Origin of the sequence: Selenomonas sp. F0473 (genome assembly GCF_000315545.1) — a bacterium.
Lineage (GTDB): Bacteria > Bacillota > Negativicutes > Selenomonadales > Selenomonadaceae > Centipeda.
Genome location: NZ_JH992902.1, coordinates 263,915 through 282,020, shown reverse-complemented (window position 1 = coordinate 282,020; position 18,106 = coordinate 263,915). Strand labels below are relative to the sequence as shown.

Genomic DNA, 18,106 nt, shown 5'->3' with positions numbered 1-18,106 from the left:
AAACCTCTATCGAACCCGAACCGACTGCGCGCCCAAGAGCGCTATGAGTTCCTGCCCAACCGCGGGGCTGCCGTCAATCCAATACGCCTCGTCAAGCCTGCGCCATCGGCCGTCGCTCTGCACATAGACGGGATGATCCCCTTGATGATTGGAAAATGATTCTTTCATCTGCGCCCAAAGTAGGTTCCGGTCTGCCTCTTTGGGCGGAATCAGATAATATGACGTCCGATACGCGTCCATGCGCCAAATTTCATCTGCAAGCAGCTTTGGCGTTTCCCCCGCCGCATCGACGTGGCCTTGAATGACAACGATATTGTCCGTCTCCAGGTCTGATACATGTGCGTAAAAGACCCGCGGGAAAATCGTCACCTCAATTTGGCCGCTGAAATCTTCCACATCGGCAAAGAGCATCGTGTCGCCCTTCTTGGTGGTGAATCGTTTCGTACTCGTTAGGATTCCGCCGATACGAACCGTCTGGCGGTCCCTATGCGCCTTAGCCGGAATCTGCGCAATCGGCAGGAGGCAGTCCAGCGTCTCGCGGTAGTCCTCGAGAGGATGTCCCGTAATATAGAACCCCGTCGCTTCCTTTTCCCATGTCAGGCGTTCCCGCTGCGTGCTGGGGAGAACATCGGCGGAGATACGAACCTGCTGTACCTCCTCCATCGTATCGTCTCCAAAAAGCCCCATCTGCCCGCTGAGCAAATCTCGCTGTCTGCGCGCCGCATCCATAATGGCGGAATCGAGTGCCGCAAGCAGCCGATTCCGCTCCACTCCGATACTGTCGAATGCCCCGCATTTGATGAGGCTCTCGATTGCTCTCTTGTTGAGCGTCCGCATATCGACGCGCGTGCAGAAATCGACCAAAGAGCGGAACGCCCCGCCCTCCGTGCGCACCCGTTCCAGCACCGCAATCGCATTCTCGCCGACGTTGCGAACGGCCGCAAGCCCGAACCGTATCGCACCGTCCTCGATACTGAATCCCGCCGTGCTGGAATTAATATCCGGCGGCAGAATCTTAATCTTCATTTGACGGCAGAGCTGGATATAGACCGGGATCTTATCCGTCTTATCCATAATGCTGGTCAGAACGCCCGCCATGAACTCCACGGGATAATGCGCCTTGAGGTACGCGGTCTGCCATGCGAGCAGTCCGTAGGACGCGCTGTGGGACTTATTGAACCCGTAGTCCGCAAAATGTGTGAGCAAATCGAAGATATGATTCGCAAGTGCGGCTTCGAGCCCATTTTTCGCGCAGCCTGCGAGAAAGGCCTCCTTCTGTGCCATCAAGAGATCGTGTTTCTTCTTGCCCATCGCGCGGCGCAGGAGGTCTGCCTGTCCGAGCGTAAAGCCCGCAAGCACCTGGACGATCTGCATAACCTGCTCTTGGTAAAGCACAACGCCGAACGTCTCTTTGAGGATCGGTTCTAAGAGCGGGTGCATATAGGCGACTTCCTTTTTCCCGTGCAGGCCGTCGATGAAATCTGTTACCATACCGCTGCCGAGAGGCCCCGGCCGATAGAGCGCAACCGTTGGAATGAGGTCGACAAATCCCTTCGGCTGCAGATCCTTGACGAGGTTTGTCATCCCCGCAGACTCCATCTGGAAGACGGCCCCCGTATCGCCATTGCAAAGCATTTGTGAGGTTAAGTTGTCTTCAAGAGGGATATTGTCGATGTCGAGGTCAATACCGTGGGACTGTTTGATATTCTTCAGAGCATCCTCGATAATGGTTAGCGTGCGCAGCCCGAGAAAATCCATCTTGAGAAGGCCAAGCGCCTCGACGTCGTCCTTATCGAACTCCGTGACGAGCGTCCCCTCAGACACCCATACGGGCACATGATGGGCGAGCGGTTCCTTTGCGATCACCACGCCCGCCGCATGAATGGACGTATTGCGCGGCAGTCCTTCGATCTTGCGCGCAAGATCGATGACGCGCTGCACGGACTCGTCTTCATCGTAGAGGCGGCGAAAATCGGCGGATTCCTTCAGCGCGCGGTCAAGGCTCATATTGAGTTCTGCGGGAACGAGCTTGGTAATGCTTGATACCTCGCCGAACGACATCTCAAGGACACGCCCCACATCGCGGATCGCGCCCTTTGCCCCCATCGTTCCGAAGGTTGCAATCTGGGCGACATGGTCCTCGCCGTACCGCTCTTTGACATACGAAATCACCCGTCCGCGGTTGATATCGTCGAAGTCGATATCGATATCCGGCATGGATACGCGTTCGGGGTTCAAGAACCGCTCAAAGAGGAGCGCGTAGCGGAGCGGGTCGATGTTCGTGATGCCGAGCAGATATGCGACAATGCTGCCCGCCGCAGAACCGCGGCCGGGGCCGACGGCGACGCCGTGCTCCCGCGCGTAGATGATGAAATCCCACACGATGAGGAAGTAGCTGGCATACCCCATCCCATGAATGACGCCGAGCTCATAGTCGAGGCGTTCGCGAATCTCATCCGTAATATCCGCATAACGAGACGGCAGGCGTTCCTCACAGAGCGTCCGCAAATATGCGTCGTCATTCTCGAAGTTTTCCGGAATGGGATAAAACGGCAGTTGCAACTCTCCGAAGGTAAAGTCTACGCGGCAGCGTGCGGCAATCTTCGCCGTATTCTCGACGGCGTCCGGATAATCCCGGAAGAGGGACGCCATCTCCTCTTCGGATTTCAGATAGTAATCGGGTCCAGAAAACCGCATGCGGTCGGGGTCATTGATAGTCCGTCCCGTCTGCACGCAGAGGAGGATATCGTGAAACTCGCTGTCCTCCGCGCGCACATAGTGCACGTCGTTCGTCGCGACAAGTCCTATCCCATGCTTTGCGGCAAGTTCCCGCAATGCGTGATTGACCGTCTTTTCATCGCTGAGTCCATGATCCTGTATCTCGAGGAAAAAGTTATCGCGGCCGAATATATCCACGTATTCCGCAAGGATCTGCTCTGTCTGTTCAATGTCTCCCCGCAGTACGGCGCGCGGAATCTCCCCCGCCACACAGGCGGAGAGGGCGATGATCCCCTCATGATACTCTCGCAGAAGTTCTTTATCCACCCGAGGCTTATAATAATATCCCTCGATATTCGCGAAGGATACGAGTTGAACTAAGTTACGATATCCTACTTCGTTCTCCGCAAGCAGAATAAGATGATAATATCGAACGCCGTCCGCCTCCGCGCGTTCATGACGCGATCGGGGGGCAACATAGACTTCGCAGCCGATGATCGGATGGATGCCCTGTGCTTTTGCCTCCTTATAGAATGCAACGGCGCCATACATAACGCCGTGATCCGTGATGGCAACCGCGTCCATCCCCAGCTCTTTCGTACGCTGTACAAGATCCTTAATCCGGCTCGCGCCGTCAAGCAAGCTGTATTCCGTATGCACATGCAGATGGACAAAGGCCATGCGTATATCCCTCCTCTCGTTCGATTCACGATCGTCTATTTGTTAGGTCTCGGCTGCTCGCAGAAATCTTTCCATACCTTCATATACGCATCTCCCAGCGCACGCATATAAGATTTTGCATCCATCAGGGGAGATCGTTTCATATTCGTTCGAAGTCCCGCATGATACGCCTCGATCAGTTTCGGCGACTCCGCCAACTGAACGGCGCGGCGGACGTAATTGATGTCGTTTTCAACGACGAGTTCCCGCAGCCCTGCATTGATGAGAATAGATGCGCCAAAGCGCGCCCCATGCGTACGACCTCGCATGGAGATGACCGGTACGCCCATATAGAGGGCTTCACATGTCGTAAGTCCGCCGTTATAAGGGGCGGTGTCGAGCGCAATATCGATATCCCGATACTGTTCCAGATAATCGGGACTATAGGGACGCAGTTCAACGCGGGAAAGGTCAAAATTCAGAAGAGAAAGCCGTTTTTTCAAGAAGTCTTTTCCGTCGTCAATACTGCATATCTTCGACTTGATGACAATCCTGGAATCACGCACAGATTCTAAAATACCGCGCCAAAGGAGCAGGATTTCATCCGTCACTTTAGCAAAATTATTGAAACTTCCAAAGGTGACATATCCGTTCCTGCGCACAGGCGCTTCGCCCCCGCTCTCCGGCATGGTGCGGATATCTTCCGGTGCATAGCAGAGATGTGAATGCGGCAAACGCAGGATCCGTTCGGTAAATCCGGACTCTGCAGCGGTATCCCCTTTGGGAATACAAACCTCGTCCGAGAGGAAGTAATCTACGGTATGCAGTCCCGTCGTATTCGTATAGCCAATACCGGAGATCTGAACGGGTGCGGGGCGGTACGCCATAACGGGCAGAGCGTTGTCCTGCGAATGCCCGGAAAGATCAACAAGAATGTCGATTTTATCCTCGTTAACGAGCCGCGCAGACGTACGCGGAGATCGGCTGCGCAGGTCGCGCCATGTGACACGACGTGAACGTAAACGATCCGTTACCTTATCGCTCCTCCCCGTCGCATAACAGAATACCATAAATCTCTCGCCGTCAAAATGCCGCAGGAGCGGCGTTAAAAAATAAGCGACGGCGTGTTCTCGGAAATCCGGGGATATATAACCGATACGAAGCTTTCGGTGCTCCGTTCGCAATGCACTTTCATGCTTGTACTCCCCTGTGGAGAGCATATCGTTATAGCGTTCCGCCCGCTCTTTCCCCTCGCGCGCACTGAGATACCGATAATTCCGCATGAAAAGATATTTGCTGTAAAGTTCGGCGGCCTCGGCCGGCTCTTTCGCGAGACGACTCGACATGAGGAGCTCATGTGCGGCCCCCTTTGGCTCTCCGCCAAGATAGAGGGCATCAGCCAGCCATCCGCGCGCACGTTTAAGCATCTGCCGGTAAATACTATAGGCAGGATCGTCTTCTCCGAGAATCTCTGCCTTGAGAGAGAGCTCCTCGATGAGATCGGCCAGCAGAGGAATCTCATCTTTCAGCCTAAACTCGAGTGCCGCAAGCCCCGCCTGCACCATACGTGCGCGCGGATGGCGCGGATGAACGCGGAGCACCTGCCGAGCAAGCGCTTCTGCCTCGTCGATACTGCCGCTGTAGAGGGCGGCTTCGGCATTTACCGCAACCGCATCGATATCGCCTTCCACGAGTTTATCGACTTCTTGTGCGCACGCGCGCATCCCCTTTAAATCTCCGTCTGCAGAAAATTTTGCGGCTAATTTGAGCCAGTTCATCTTTTCTTCTGCGGTATATTCCCCCTGCGGAGCTTTCCCATACATGTGGGAAGCCCTCCTTTCCCTCTAGTCTCTCTATACTTCGGGATTCAGTTCAGATCCGTATTCTCTAAGAAAAATCTTTTGGTACCGCTTATATTCCGGCGCAAGCGGTTTCTCACGCGGACAATGAATGCACCAAAAATCGTCTTCCTGATTCGGCACAACGACCTTGAATTCATGACGCTGCATCTCCATACACATGGATGTGTCATAGAGATGCCATCCTGTAAATAGATCGTCACGCCATCGTATATCATACTGCGCTGCAATGAGCAGGCCGTCAACCGCTTCCACCTCGATATAAGGGCCGTCTGGTTCCATACAATGCGAGTCCACCACACTCTCGGATTCGCAGTGATGCAGTACCCTGCCATAGGTGCGCAGACCGTCCCACCAAACCCCGGAGCGCGGCAGACTACGGCAGCCGATCATACCTACCAGGCCGATTTCTTCGTCCCGAAAGATGGAAATCAGATCCCGAATGAACTCTTTATTAACGACGAGCACATCCTGGTGCAGATAGACCTTGTAGCGCGCATTCGTCTGCCGCGCTCCTTCGTTATAGCCCGCACACATCGAAGATGCCCCGCGCACAGGAATATACTCGACCGACATTCCTTCCGGAATATGCAGCGATCTTAAATACAATAGACACTCGTTGTATATATCTTCGTCATTGACACAGGAAATAAAGGCAACTTTACTGCAGTCCGAATCAATCATGTTCCTTCTCTTCACTTCCGTTTTCCGATTCTATGCGAAGCACCGCATAAATTCTACGCGCGGCAGGATCAAAACTCTCTCCTGAGCCGATCTCGAGCATCCGGACGATGAAATCCTGCCGCACGGAGGAATATCTCATCAAGCACCGGTAAAAATTATCTGTATGCACAACCGTTTCCCGAATGAACGATGCAAGATAGTCCGGAAAGATGCCCAAACGATCCGCAAGCTCCCACAACGATCGAACGGATTCCTCCGGCTCTATGTCGTATTCAATCCGATGAATGATCCGCGCCATATCTCCACGGTCTTTCGCCGTATACATGGACTTGAGCAAAGACAACTCCGGCATGGAGCGGTCGGCGCGAACGAGATAAAACTCCGTTTCGAGATCGTTCCGTTCATTCTCGAATCCTGCTGCCATGAGTCTCTCAATCATCCCGTCCGGCGCTTCGCGATACTGTGCTATTACGCGAACAGCCTTATAGAACGAAGCATAGAGGAGATTCTCAAATTCAGGTCGGGCATACAAACGCGAGACGACGCCGTAATAATGTCCCTGCATGAGGTTCTGTAGGATCGACCAATGCCGAATGTTACGAAAACTGGTAAGCAGCGATCCCGTTTCCTTTAGAAAAGTCGAAAATCCCGCCGCGATGTCCTGCGGATTATCGGCATACTCCAACGTGAGATCGGAGACGATATAGTCGAAAAATCCGCGCGTATAGGGCAACGGAACAGCAAGATAGTCGAGGAACTGCCAGTGAATGCCCGCCGGAAAATCGGCGCCGTTCTGCTCCAACGCAGCGGTCACAGCATATAGTTCCGCATGCGGAAACATCGTCCGAAGCCGCGGCAGATAGACGAGACTCTCTACAACGAGAATCCGAAGAGAAGCGGCGTCGGGAGTTAGAAACGAGAGGAGCTCCGGACGAATCTTCTCTGCCACGTAGGTGTCCCCCCTCTGCTACGATATTAAACCTTTACAATACCGCACCATTATAACATACTCCGAAAAGAAGTTGTATATCCGTCCGTCGTAGCATTCATACTCCTCCGACAATCGGTACCGCATAGATCGCCGGGGTCTCATAGGGATGTACGGTACGAATGGCGGCAATCGTCTCATCCAGACGTGCAGCTTTAACGCATAGTTCAACCTTCAGTTCCGGCGCCTCACAGACTTCGCCTACTATGCCTTCATAGGGATCGGCTCCTTCAAGCGGACGCCATGTGCCCGTAACGCGGCTGTATGCGAAGCAAGAGTCGTAATTCCCCATATGTCCGGCATCAACTGACTGCAATGCCTGCCGCAAATCGCCGAGATGAGTCTCCGGAATGAAGATTTCCAATTTAAGCCATTTCTGCTCATCCATCGCGTACGACCTCATATCCGCCTTCTCCAAGTGCCGCAACCGCCGTTTCCACCTCTGCGGAGCGCACAAGTATATAGTCCGTGTTATATGTCGAGACGGCAAAAATACTGATGCGCCGCTCCGCCAAAAGCCCTGCAAGCGGCGCGAGAACACCGACAAGCGAAAAATCAAGTGTCCCCGCGATGCGAAATGCGCGCCAGCCGTCCTCCCGCGCTTCCGTGACGGGCGGAACATACTCTGTCCGGCAGACGAGCGACAGCTCTTCATCCGTTTTCCCGATGAAATACAGATCCTGTGTGAGATCAATACCTGCCGTGTCCGATACCTTGCAGACAGACAACTCCGGTTGCAGCAGTTCTAACGTCATATATCCCTCTTCACTCGATATTCAGCCCGACGTCGCTGCGCAGCTGGATCGCCTCCGCAATATGCGGCGCCGCGATCTCCTGTACGCCCGCGAGGTCGGCAATCGTTCGTGCCACCTTGATAATGCGGTCGTGCGAGCGCGCAGATAGGTTGATCCTGTGAAAAGCGGCTTCGAGAAGCTCTTCCGCATCCGGTTGCAAGCGGCAGTATTTTTTGATCATGCTGTGATTCATTTGCGCATTACAAAAGAGATCGTGCTCACGCAGTCGTGCCCGCTCAATCTCACGCGCCGCGACGACCCGCGCACGGATCGCTGCCGAGGACTCCGCACGCTGCGTCGCGTGCAGATCGCTGTAATCCACGCGCGACACCCGAATATGAATGTCGATGCGATCGAGCAGCGGCCCGGAAATTTTTCTCGTGTACCGTTTAATCTCTCCCGGGCTGCATTCGCAGCCGTGATTCTTATCCCCGTAATACCCGCACGGGCATGGATTCATCGCCACAATAAGAATGATACTGGACGGGAACGAAAGCGTCGCGTTCGCACGCGCCACGGTGATGGTTCTGTCCTCAATCGGTTCCCTCAGTACCTCGAGCGTCTTCTTGCTGAACTCGGGCAGCTCGTCGAGGAACAGGACGCCGTGATGCGCAAGCGTCACCTCGCCGGGGCGCGGCACGCTCCCGCCGCCGATCATCGCGACCATCGACGAGGTATGATGCGGACTGCGGAACGGACGATGTGTAACAAGTCCCGCCTCCTTGCCGAGCAGTCCCGAGATACTGTAGATTTTCGTGACCTCGATGGCCTCTTCCTTCGTCATCTCCGGCAGAATCGAACTCATGCGCCGCGCGAGCATCGTCTTGCCCGAGCCCGGCACGCCGACCATGAGGACGTTATGACCGCCTGCCGCGGCAATCTCCAAAGCACGCTTTGCCTGATACTGTCCCTGCACATCGGCGAAGTCGTCCGCAAAGATGGGGTCTTCCGACCGATTCGTTTGTGTCGGAACCGCCGGCGTCAGTGTCTCTTCCCCTGTGAGATGTCGGATGAGCTGCGCGAGATTCTCCACTGCATAGACGCGGAGCCCGTCGATGAGGAGCGCCTCGTCCACATTCTTGCCAGCGACATAGAAGTCCGTCAGCCCTCGCTCCCGTGCCGTAATCGCCATCGGCAGAACGCCGCTCACGGGGCGGCAGTTCCCATCGAGCGAAAGCTCGGCGGAAAAGAGCGCGTGCTCCACCGACTCTGCAGGTATGAGCCCATAGGCAACAAGCAGCCCGACCGCCATCGGCAGATCAAGTCCCGGGCTGTCCTTGCGCACATCGGCAGGGGCAAGATTTACTGTCACGCGTTCCTGCCGCAGCTGAAAGCCGGAATTGCGAATGGCAGTGCGCACGCGCTCCTTCGATTCCTTCACTGACGTATCGGGCAGCCCCACGAGCTCAAATCCCGGCAGACCAAAAGCAGCGTCAACCTCCACATCGATAATCTGTCCGTCGATGCCAAGCGTCGTCGCCCCATAGGTCTTTGCAAACAATGTATTCGCTCCCTTTTTATCTCTCTATGTATTCTGGTTTTCAGTATAGCATAAATCTTCGTTTTCCTCCATAAAATAACGGACATCCGATTTTCTCAGATGCCCGTTATCTCAATTACAGTTCAAAAGCCCCTTTTATGTGACGCACCGGCCAATCACTCCCGTTCATCGCATACACCTCGATTACGTCAAAACGGCAGGGACGATTGTCAATTTGTTTCTGGCCTAGATACCGGTATGCCGTTTGAATAATTTTATTCCTTTTTCTAAAGTTGACAGCCTGTGCGGGTGTCCCGTAAGCCGTTCCGGTTCTGGTCTTCACCTCGACGAATACCAGCGTTCCATGATCATCCGCAATAATATCAATTTCACCGGTTTGCGTTCGATAGTTCCGCTCCAATATCGTACAGCCATGTGCCTTCAAATAAGATGCTGCGCAATTCTCTCCCTGTGCGCCGAGAACCTGATTGCTCACGTTGACGATCTCCTGTCGCCCATATGTCGATCAATGCGATAGACATGAGCCAATACCTCGGCAATCGTTCGATAGAGTTCCGGCGGAATTTCACGGTCAATCTCAAGAGCCATCAGCATATTGACGAGGGATTTGTTCTGATAGACGGGAATGCCGTTTTTCTTCGCCTCGGCGAGAATACGGTCGGCAACAAGCGATCTCCCTTTTGCCGTAATTCGGGGAGCACGGTCCTTCGTTACATCATAGCGAACTGCAACCGCTTTCTGCTCCGGCTCCTCCGGCATATCTTCCGCGGGCGGAGCGTCCGTGATCCAATTTTCCGGCATATCTCACCCATCCTTGTGGCTCTCGTCATACGCGATTATTATATGCACGCTGCGTTCTCTTTTCGCCAAGCGATTGCTGGAGTCAAAATCTGAATGCTTTAGTTCGTAAAAAAACGTCGCTCTCCAATCGCTCCGATTTGGATGCCCTCAATGACGATTGGCGTATCATTCGCCGAATCTCGTATCTCATCCAAATGACTGCGGAACTCCCACGCGGCGTCCGGATCGGAGAAATAGAGACGCATATCGACGTGATTTTCCTCATAGATGCGGTTGATGAGCTCCACCGTACCGATATGATCGGTGAGAACACAGATGCGCAGCCACGTTTCCTTTTGGACCTGACCGCTCTCCTCATCCGCATGCGTCTCGTCATAGACGTGTATATAGGCGGGATATTCAGCCTCTCCCATAAAGAGCGGCATGATGAAATTCATGGAACGCTGCCCGGGCTGCGGCGCTGCATTCTCCCCTTCGAGCGCGCCGCGCATCGATAGCGCGAGCGCTGCGACGTTCCTGCCCGCACGCTTGTACTGCTCTGCGGTCATCTTCCGTGTCGCGACAATATCGGCCATCTGCATGAATGCCCATAGGCGCGGTAAGTCCGGCATCCGCTGCTCTATCGCCGCCTGGCGAACGGTTCCCGGGACATTCTGCTGGGTGAGTTCTATGAGCTGCTGCAGCTGTTTGACGTCGCCCTCGCTCAGGGTTCGATTCCGACCGTTTACAAAGTTCTGCAGAAGCATAACCTCCCGCTGCGAGAGATTTTCGCTTGTATACAGGAGCGCCTGTGCCGCGGAACGTATGGTCTGCATCATTTGCGGCGTATTCTCCATCGTTTGTGAAAAAAATTCTGCCGTTCCCTGCCGGAGGACTGATGTCGTTGGATTCTGTCCGCGAACTGTATCCGCCTGTCCAGCTGTATACTCCTGTGCATTCGCTGCAAATTCTTGCCGCGCACCGGTGTTCGTCTCCGGATCCGCTTGCTGACGGAATGCGCTCGCCTGCTCCTGCGGCGGCTGTCGTACTCCCTGCTCATTCCCCTGCGTCGTTTGGGTCTGAAACTCCGGTGTCCCTTTGGCAAGCGTAGCGCTCTGTCCTGTCGTCACCTCTGAGGGCATCCGCCGCAATGCAGACGGGGCATTTCCTTGCTGGGGCATAACCTTTGCTTGTACAGGATTCCCTCCCGCAGGATTGTTCGTTTGTGATACTGCTTCCTGCTGGCCGTCCGCAGTCGGGGAAGGTATGCCTTTTGCAGTGGGCGCCGTACTCTCAGCGCCTATCTGTGCGGGCGTTCCGGTAGAGGTTGCCGGTTGGCCGGATTGCTGCGTACTCGATGTTTTTATGTCAGTAGTCTGCGCAGCGGTCTGCTGCGCCTGTACCGACGGCTCTCCCGCCTGTTGCCCGGCACGCTGCGGTAACGCGGCTGCTCCCTCTGAATTTGCACGCGGCATCAACAATTGAACCAATTGATTAAGGAATCTGAGCGAGGCGGATTCACCCGCTGCGGGCATATTGGGTCGTTGTGTCTGCGCGCCGAGCTGCGCGAGAAATGTCTGCAGCTCTTTCGGCAGAAACTCCGGATTCCCGGTATCGAGGAGCTGAAATGCAGCCTTCGTGAGCATGATCGGTTCAAATGCACCGCCCGTTTCCGCGGCAATGTCGGACTTTAGACTCGTAAGAATAGCCGCGATATCATCGCTTATCTTCGGCGCAGCGCCCGCATCGGAGAGGGTTCCGAGCTGATTGAGCATCCGCGCAAGTGTCGTCAACTGGTCGATCGAAAAGCGCTGACTGGCGGCGGTACTGCCAAGCCCCTGTGCCAATGTCGTCTCAAGCGAAAAAGACTGTTTGATGATGTTTTGGATAACTTCCTTGAGTTCCTGCGGCATTTGCTCGACGCTTGACTGCTGCCGTCCGTTAATCTTTGAAAGGACGTCTGCCATGTGGTCAATCGCCGTCTCAATCGAAACATTCGTCCGCTGACTAAACGCTGCCGAAGAATCCCCGCCGCTGCGCTCCTGTACGCCCTCCGTCGGACGCCCCTCCGAAATATGGGAGGGAGCGGGCGGCATCACAGTCGATACCGCTGCGGCATTTGCTTCCATCGGCATATCGCACACGACCTTCCTAGTTTATCTATTGCATGATGATGGATCGTATCGGTTCAAACGTACGGCGATGGATCGGACACACGCCGCGTTTTCTGATCGCCGCGATATGTTCCGCCGTCCCGTACCCCTTATGCCGCGCAAATCCATACCCCGGATATTCCACATCGTATTGCTCCATCAATCGGTCGCGCGTGACCTTCGCGAGAATCGATGCCGCGGCAATAGACGCGGACTTCGCGTCGCCTTTGATAATCGCCTGCGACGGAATGGAGAGCCGCGGCAGCTCCACGGCGTCTATCAGGACTTCCTCCGGCACAGGTGTAAGTGCCGCGACCGCCTCGTACATCCCGCGCAGCGTCGCCTGTAAGATGTTGATACGGTCAATCTCCGCGGCGTCGACGAGCGTCACATGATAAGCAATCGCTTGATCCGTAATCTCCACAAAAAGGTCTTCACGCACTTTTGCGCTCAATTTCTTCGAATCATTCAGACGAGACAAATAAAGTTCCTGCGGGAGAATTACTGCAGCGACCGCCACCGGCCCCGCAAGAGGTCCGCGCCCCGCTTCATCCACGCCGGCAACGAGCACATTTCCGCGTTCTGCCGCCGCACGCTCATAGGTATACATGGCCGCAAGGCGCTCATGTTCGCGGTATGCACGTTCATAACGGCGCAAGAGTGTCTGTACAGACTTCCGCATATCGGCACGGCACAGCACAAGAAACTCTTCCGTCACCGTACCGTATAAAAATACGTTCTCTATTTCTTTTATCGTCAATTTCATCAATTCCTTCACCGCATGCCGACGTTCGTGTCATCGGTATCCGCCTCAGGCAGAGGGTCAAGCGTCACTCGGCCAAGCCGCCCGCTGCGAAAATCTGTGAGAATCATCTGCTCCGCTTTTTCATAATCAATCCTGCCGCCGCGGACAAGACAGCCGCGCCGCCTTCCAATCTCCTCAAGCAGTTCTATCCCATCGGGTATCGCATCGCTAAGTTCATAGCGCTGACACAGCGCCGCCGGATAGTCCGTACGCAACGCACGGAGGAGCTGCAGGACAACGCCGCCCACATCGTAGACCGTATCGCTGATTGCCCCTGTGAACGCGAGGCGGAGCGCTGCTTGTGCGTCTTCAAACTTCGGCCAAAGAATCCCGGGCATATCGAGCAGTTCGAGCTGAGCCCCGATGCGGATCCATTGCTTCGCTCGCGTTACGCCGGGACGATTTTCCACCTTCGTCCGCGCACCGCCGGACAGTCGGTTGATAAGCGAGGATTTCCCCACATTCGGGATACCGAGGATCATGCATCGCGCGGCACGCGGTTTCGCTCCGTGCTTCGCCAACTTTTCCGTCCGCGGCACCGCAAGGCGCTGTATTTCCTGTACCAGTTCTTTTATCCCGCGGCCCTTCACCGCGTCAACGGGCACGGCGACAATATCCTGCGATGCAAAATACTGCACCCATGCGCGCGTCGCCGTAGGCTCCGCAAGGTCGGATTTGTTCAGCACGACAAGTCGCGGCCTGCCCGCAACGATCTCGCGCAGCACAGGATTCGCCGAACTCATCGGAATGCGCGCATCGAGCAGCTCCACCACCATATCCACGAGCTTTAGATTTTCTTTAACAAGCCGCTCCGCTTTTCGCATATGCCCTGGGTACCATTGCAGGCGCGGCATGTCGATGGCGTCGTTAATTTCCATTTGTTAGATCCTTTTCCTTGCCCGCCTTTTTTAAATTTTTCCTTACTTCTTGGGCAGTCGGCGTCTTCATTCCTTTTAATATTTTTTGGTAAAAAAACATTACGTCTGAATCGCCTAAAATGTAATAAACCTGATTATTATGAAGCGCAATATTAAGGAGCATTTCTTTTTCATCAGATGTCCAATGATCAATTTTCTGCAAGGCGGCAATCTTAGAATGCGTATCCTTAAAGCTATTGCTGTTTTCTAATGAAATAATCAAGTCCGTTTTCTCACGTTCTTCTTCATTGTATTCTCTATCCGCCATGACAAACTCGTTTTTATATTTGCAATGAAGCGTTTCCAACTTCTCGTTTGCCGCTGTTCGGTCAATAATTGATTTGACAAGGATATCTAATTCCGTCTCCTCCGAATAGTCGGCGGGAACAAAATATCTCACTCTCCCGTCGCGCATCATTTTATATACTTTCTTCTTATCCATAGTATTTGAATCATAAACGCCGATAGAATATCCACCGTATGAGTTAACTAGTTTCATACACGGGATATCCGTATCGCTGTCTCCGATATAGATCATATTACGAAACGGCACTCTTATTTCTTCCGGCGAGAAATGCTCGTTAACTGCCGGATCATTAATATCCAAGACGCCCTTTTCTATTCTGAATAAAAACTGCGTTTTACCGGTATAATTTACGATCTGAGCCGGCCATATCGCGACATCATTTTCATTATAGTAAAAAGAACTGGCATATATTTTTTCAAAGGCGCCTGCCTTTGCTACTGAAGTTCCTTCAATTATCTCCTTAAGACCGGAAGAGATAATATAATGCTCAACGATAACCCCTTTTTTTCTTCCATATGAACGAATACGTTCGAACCATTCCTCCACCCCGGGGAATAACTGAACCCCGGCGCCGCATTCTTTGAGCTTCTTTTTGGTAAATAGTACTTTTCCTTCCGCTTCTTTCTTCATCAAATACATATAAGATAAATTTTGATCCATTTCATTATCTTCAGCAAGGGAGTTGGACTTTTCCCAAAATTTCCGGATATCATCATAATCAAGCGATTGAATATATCCTTGCTCCTGCATATTATCAGGAGACAACGTCTTATCAAAATCATAGCAAATCGCTACAACCGGCTGTTCTTCTTTATATTTTCTATCATATTCTTTATCTGACATGCTGCTGCTCCTTTTGTTGAAATTTACATTATTTCTAAGATAATGAAAGGTCTAAACATCCTTTATCTCCACTTGACAATTCCTCAAGGTTGTAAGAGCCGCCGCGTGTGTCTCGGGAGTGACGCCTGCACAACAAGAAGCGTCTACGACGATATGTGTCTCCGGCAGAAACGCTTTGAAAAGGATCGCGTTACTGACAACGCAAATATCGGTGCAAAGGCCAACTAGTTCAATGAAGTCGATGCGGCGCTTCTTATTTTTTTCATATAGAGCTTTGGCAAGTCGAATACTTCCAAACGTGGACTTCTCATAAACGGTCAGTCCAAGCTCCTTCTTCAGTCTGTCAAGTTCAGGAACAAGCCGCCAGCCCTCGGTGCCCCGAATACAATGCGGAATGGGAAGAATACGGCCTTCCTGCGTTGTAAGATAATCATTTCCATGCGTATCCTGCGTTAAGATTACCGTCCCTTGAAATCCCTTTGCTTTTCGTACGACACGCGGCACTATCGTGCGCGCTTCAGCCGTTCCCAAAGCGCCCGTAACAAAATCGTTCTGCATATCGATTACAATCAAATATTTGTGTTCCATGCGAACCGCTCCTTAATAAATTCTCTATTCGTCCCGCACCGCGTTTCCTCTCCGATGTCTCATAAACTCCGTCGGAGATTCTCCCGCATATTTCTTGAACACGGTACAGAAGTTTTTATAATCGCCGAATCCGTTCTGTTCGGCGACTTCGTACACACGATAGATTCCCGTCGAAAGTTGACGCGCCGCCATATAGAGACGTTGGCGCGTGAGGATTTCGCCGAAGGTCTGCCGCGCGGCTTCTTTAAATTTACGGCTCAGATAACTCGCGCTGACGCCGAACTCATCGGCAAGACGCTCGATGCTGATGCGCGCTGCATAGGATTGTTGTATGCGACGCATAGTCTGACGCACATAGGGATTGAGCGTTTCATCCGTGAGCCACTGTTGCCACGGCAAAGGATTGACGGGAAGATGCGAGGCACATTTTTCCTCATCCGGCTCTTTCTCTACAAGTTTTTCGATCAGCGCCCTGAGTTCATACTCGTCTACGGGCTTTAACAGATAGTCCGCGGCATCGAGACGAATCGCCTCGCGGGCATATGTAAAATCACTGTAACTCGTAAGGAATATAAGCGCTGCGTTTAAGCCCTCGTCCCGCGCCTGCCGTGCCATCGCAAGCCCATCCATGCGGGGCATCTTGATATCGGTCAGAATAATATCGGGATGTAGGTTCCGAATCATCTTCAGGCCTTCGTTGCCGTCTGCGGCATCGCCGACAATACTGCATCCCATACTGCCCCAGTCAATCGTATTGACGAGCCCGCGTCGGATCATTTCCTCATCTTCGACAATCAAGAGTTTGCGCATATGCTCTCTCCTTATCTGCGGCCTCTATGAGACGCGCGCCGGACAACGCATCTCCACACAGGTTCCGCCGTCTTTCCCACATGTCATGCGAAGTCCGTATTGCGCCCCATAAAGGAGCTGGATTCTCCGATGAACATTGTGCACGCCCGTATGGATAGACGTATTCTCTCCACTTCGGAGCATCTTCTGCAGGCGTTCTAATTTTTCCGGCGCAATTCCATTCCCTTCATCTGTAACCGTGATGACAAGTAGGTCGTCTTCTTTGACGGCACGCACGTGAATACGTATGTGCCCCTTGTCGTCTGCACCGTACTTGATAGCATTTTCTACGACAGGCTGCAGGATAAGTTTCGGCACACGGCAGGGCAGCGCTCCCGCGGCAATCTCCTCATTATAGGAAAGCTGTGTTCCAAAGCGGCGGCGCTGAATCCGAAGGTAGCTTGCAAGATGCTCCAGATCCTCTGCAAGCGGCACATTCGTCTCTCGTTCGATACTGTAACGCAGGAGTGCCGAGAGGTCCATAATCATCTCAACAGCTGCTGCCGGCTCTAAACGAATCATGTATCTGATATTTTCCAGCGTATTAAAGAGAAAATGGGGATTAAACTGCGACTCGAGCTGACGCAGCTCTGAGACAACCTTCGCACGCGTCTGTTCCTCGCTGAGGCGAATCAACCGCTTAATGCCGTCCACTGTTCTGTTGTATGACGCCGCAATTTCTTCGAATTCATTCCCCGTATGAATCTCTAAGCGATGGTTCAGACGTCCGCGCCGCACCTCATGAAATGCTCTCATGATTTCCTCGGCCGCCTTCATTTTCCCTTTCGTTTCATTGCGCACGCGTATGAGAACCGCCGGTACCATGACAACAAACACACCGAGAAGCACCGATGCCCCCACCGTATATTGCCACAGCACATGCTCAATCGGTGTAAAGGCATATACACGAAAACTGCCGTCTAGTATATCCCGATGCGATGCATAGAAAAGGCTCCCCTTGATATCTACGATGCCGTCCGCATTGCGCAGGGACGGACTCATCTTGTCAAATTCCTCGGAGCGGAGCTGCGGCAGGGTCGAGAACGGTACATAACCGTATGCATCTGCGATTGCCCAATGCGTATCGGAGGTTAGATCCGCCGACATAAATGCTTCTCGCGGCAGTACGAAGGCCGCATATCCGACAGCCCCTTCCTTGCCGGAAAATGGATGCCCAACGACGAGCTGCCAGTTCTTTTCTCCGCTGCGTACGAACTCGACGACGGGCGTTTTATTTGTACGCATGCGTTCGAGTATGCCCCATGCGTTATGAAAATATGCGGGATACTCCTTATCGTTGGTAAAGATCGTATCTCCGTCTGCATTCAACAAATAAAAATACGGATGATCGGAACGCCGATTCACCGCCGCATAAAATGATGTAAAAAAATCCTGCCGCGCCTCCCCTGTGCCGTTCACATCCGCAATCGAAAGCCGTGTGATCTCACTCACGCGCTCGCTGTAGTCCTCAACAGTCTCGGTGAAGATCTGCGCCGTGAGGTCACGAATCTCTCCGTTCCGCCGAACAACGCTCCACTCCCAGTTAAATATCCCCCATGCGACGCACAAAAATGCGACGACTGCGACCGGTACGAAGGCATAGCGTATCAGCGCCTCACGCACCTCGTCTTCCAGTCTCCGCCGCACGCTTTCACCTTCC

Annotated in this window: 16 protein-coding genes; all 16 read right to left on the bottom strand. The window is 53.2% G+C overall.

Annotation, left to right across the window (positions count from 1 at the left end; all coding sequences use genetic code 11):
* Window positions 1-6: 6 nt before the first annotated feature.
* Window positions 7-3,399 (bottom strand): DNA polymerase III subunit alpha, encoded by a 3,393-nt coding sequence (locus HMPREF9161_RS01335; RefSeq protein WP_009727874.1) that lies wholly within the window; start codon window positions 3,397-3,399, stop codon window positions 7-9.
* A gap of 35 nt (window positions 3,400-3,434) precedes the next feature.
* Entirely contained in the window at window positions 3,435-5,201 is a 1,767-nt protein-coding gene (locus HMPREF9161_RS01330; protein ID WP_009727873.1) for a hypothetical protein, read from the bottom strand.
* 30 nt (window positions 5,202-5,231) lie between these two features.
* Window positions 5,232-5,921 carry a glycosyltransferase family protein gene (locus HMPREF9161_RS01325; RefSeq protein ID WP_009727872.1) on the bottom strand — a complete coding sequence of 230 codons (690 nt, stop codon included), beginning with the start codon at window positions 5,919-5,921 and terminating at the stop codon, window positions 5,232-5,234.
* Window positions 5,914-6,870, bottom strand: coding sequence for a hypothetical protein (locus tag HMPREF9161_RS01320; protein ID WP_009727871.1), 957 nt, complete (start codon window positions 6,868-6,870; stop codon window positions 5,914-5,916). Before HMPREF9161_RS01320 ends, HMPREF9161_RS01325 begins: the two co-directional genes overlap by 8 nt.
* Before the next feature lie 97 nt (window positions 6,871-6,967).
* Window positions 6,968-7,297 (bottom strand): divalent cation tolerance protein CutA, encoded by a 330-nt coding sequence (gene cutA / locus HMPREF9161_RS01315; RefSeq protein WP_037348519.1) that lies wholly within the window; start codon window positions 7,295-7,297, stop codon window positions 6,968-6,970.
* Window positions 7,290-7,664, bottom strand: coding sequence for an ACT domain-containing protein (locus tag HMPREF9161_RS01310; protein ID WP_009727869.1), 375 nt, complete (start codon window positions 7,662-7,664; stop codon window positions 7,290-7,292). The genes cutA and HMPREF9161_RS01310 overlap by 8 nt, the downstream gene beginning before the upstream one ends.
* Window positions 7,665-7,674: 10 nt before the next feature.
* Window positions 7,675-9,204 (bottom strand): YifB family Mg chelatase-like AAA ATPase, encoded by a 1,530-nt coding sequence (locus HMPREF9161_RS01305; protein ID WP_009727868.1) that lies wholly within the window; start codon window positions 9,202-9,204, stop codon window positions 7,675-7,677.
* A gap of 115 nt (window positions 9,205-9,319) precedes the next feature.
* Window positions 9,320-9,679, bottom strand: a complete 360-nt coding sequence (locus tag HMPREF9161_RS01300; RefSeq protein ID WP_009727867.1) for a YraN family protein — start codon at window positions 9,677-9,679, stop codon at window positions 9,320-9,322.
* On the bottom strand, window positions 9,676-10,005 hold the full coding sequence (locus tag HMPREF9161_RS01295; protein ID WP_009727866.1) for an EscU/YscU/HrcU family type III secretion system export apparatus switch protein: 330 nt from the start codon (window positions 10,003-10,005) through the stop codon (window positions 9,676-9,678). Before HMPREF9161_RS01295 ends, HMPREF9161_RS01300 begins: the two co-directional genes overlap by 4 nt.
* A 98-nt stretch (window positions 10,006-10,103) precedes the next feature.
* Window positions 10,104-12,119 (bottom strand): hypothetical protein, encoded by a 2,016-nt coding sequence (locus HMPREF9161_RS01290; protein ID WP_037348518.1) that lies wholly within the window; start codon window positions 12,117-12,119, stop codon window positions 10,104-10,106.
* A gap of 25 nt (window positions 12,120-12,144) precedes the next feature.
* A complete protein-coding gene (locus HMPREF9161_RS01285) occupies window positions 12,145-12,903 on the bottom strand; it encodes a ribonuclease HII (RefSeq protein WP_304412054.1) in 759 nt (252 codons plus the stop codon).
* An 8-nt stretch (window positions 12,904-12,911) separates the two neighbouring features.
* Window positions 12,912-13,820: a ribosome biogenesis GTPase YlqF gene (gene ylqF, locus HMPREF9161_RS01280; RefSeq protein ID WP_009727863.1), complete on the bottom strand. Its 909-nt coding sequence runs from the start codon at window positions 13,818-13,820 to the stop codon at window positions 12,912-12,914.
* Entirely contained in the window at window positions 13,810-15,009 is a 1,200-nt protein-coding gene (locus tag HMPREF9161_RS01275; RefSeq protein ID WP_009727862.1) for an HAD family hydrolase, read from the bottom strand. Before HMPREF9161_RS01275 ends, ylqF begins: the two co-directional genes overlap by 11 nt.
* Before the next feature lie 51 nt (window positions 15,010-15,060).
* A complete protein-coding gene (locus HMPREF9161_RS01270) occupies window positions 15,061-15,597 on the bottom strand; it encodes a cysteine hydrolase family protein (RefSeq protein WP_009727861.1) in 537 nt (178 codons plus the stop codon).
* 24 nt (window positions 15,598-15,621) lie between these two features.
* Window positions 15,622-16,407, bottom strand: a complete 786-nt coding sequence (locus HMPREF9161_RS01265) for a response regulator (RefSeq protein ID WP_009727860.1) — start codon at window positions 16,405-16,407, stop codon at window positions 15,622-15,624.
* A gap of 24 nt (window positions 16,408-16,431) precedes the next feature.
* Window positions 16,432-18,093, bottom strand: a complete 1,662-nt coding sequence (locus HMPREF9161_RS01260) for a sensor histidine kinase (protein WP_009727859.1) — start codon at window positions 18,091-18,093, stop codon at window positions 16,432-16,434.
* Window positions 18,094-18,106 lie beyond the last annotated feature (13 nt).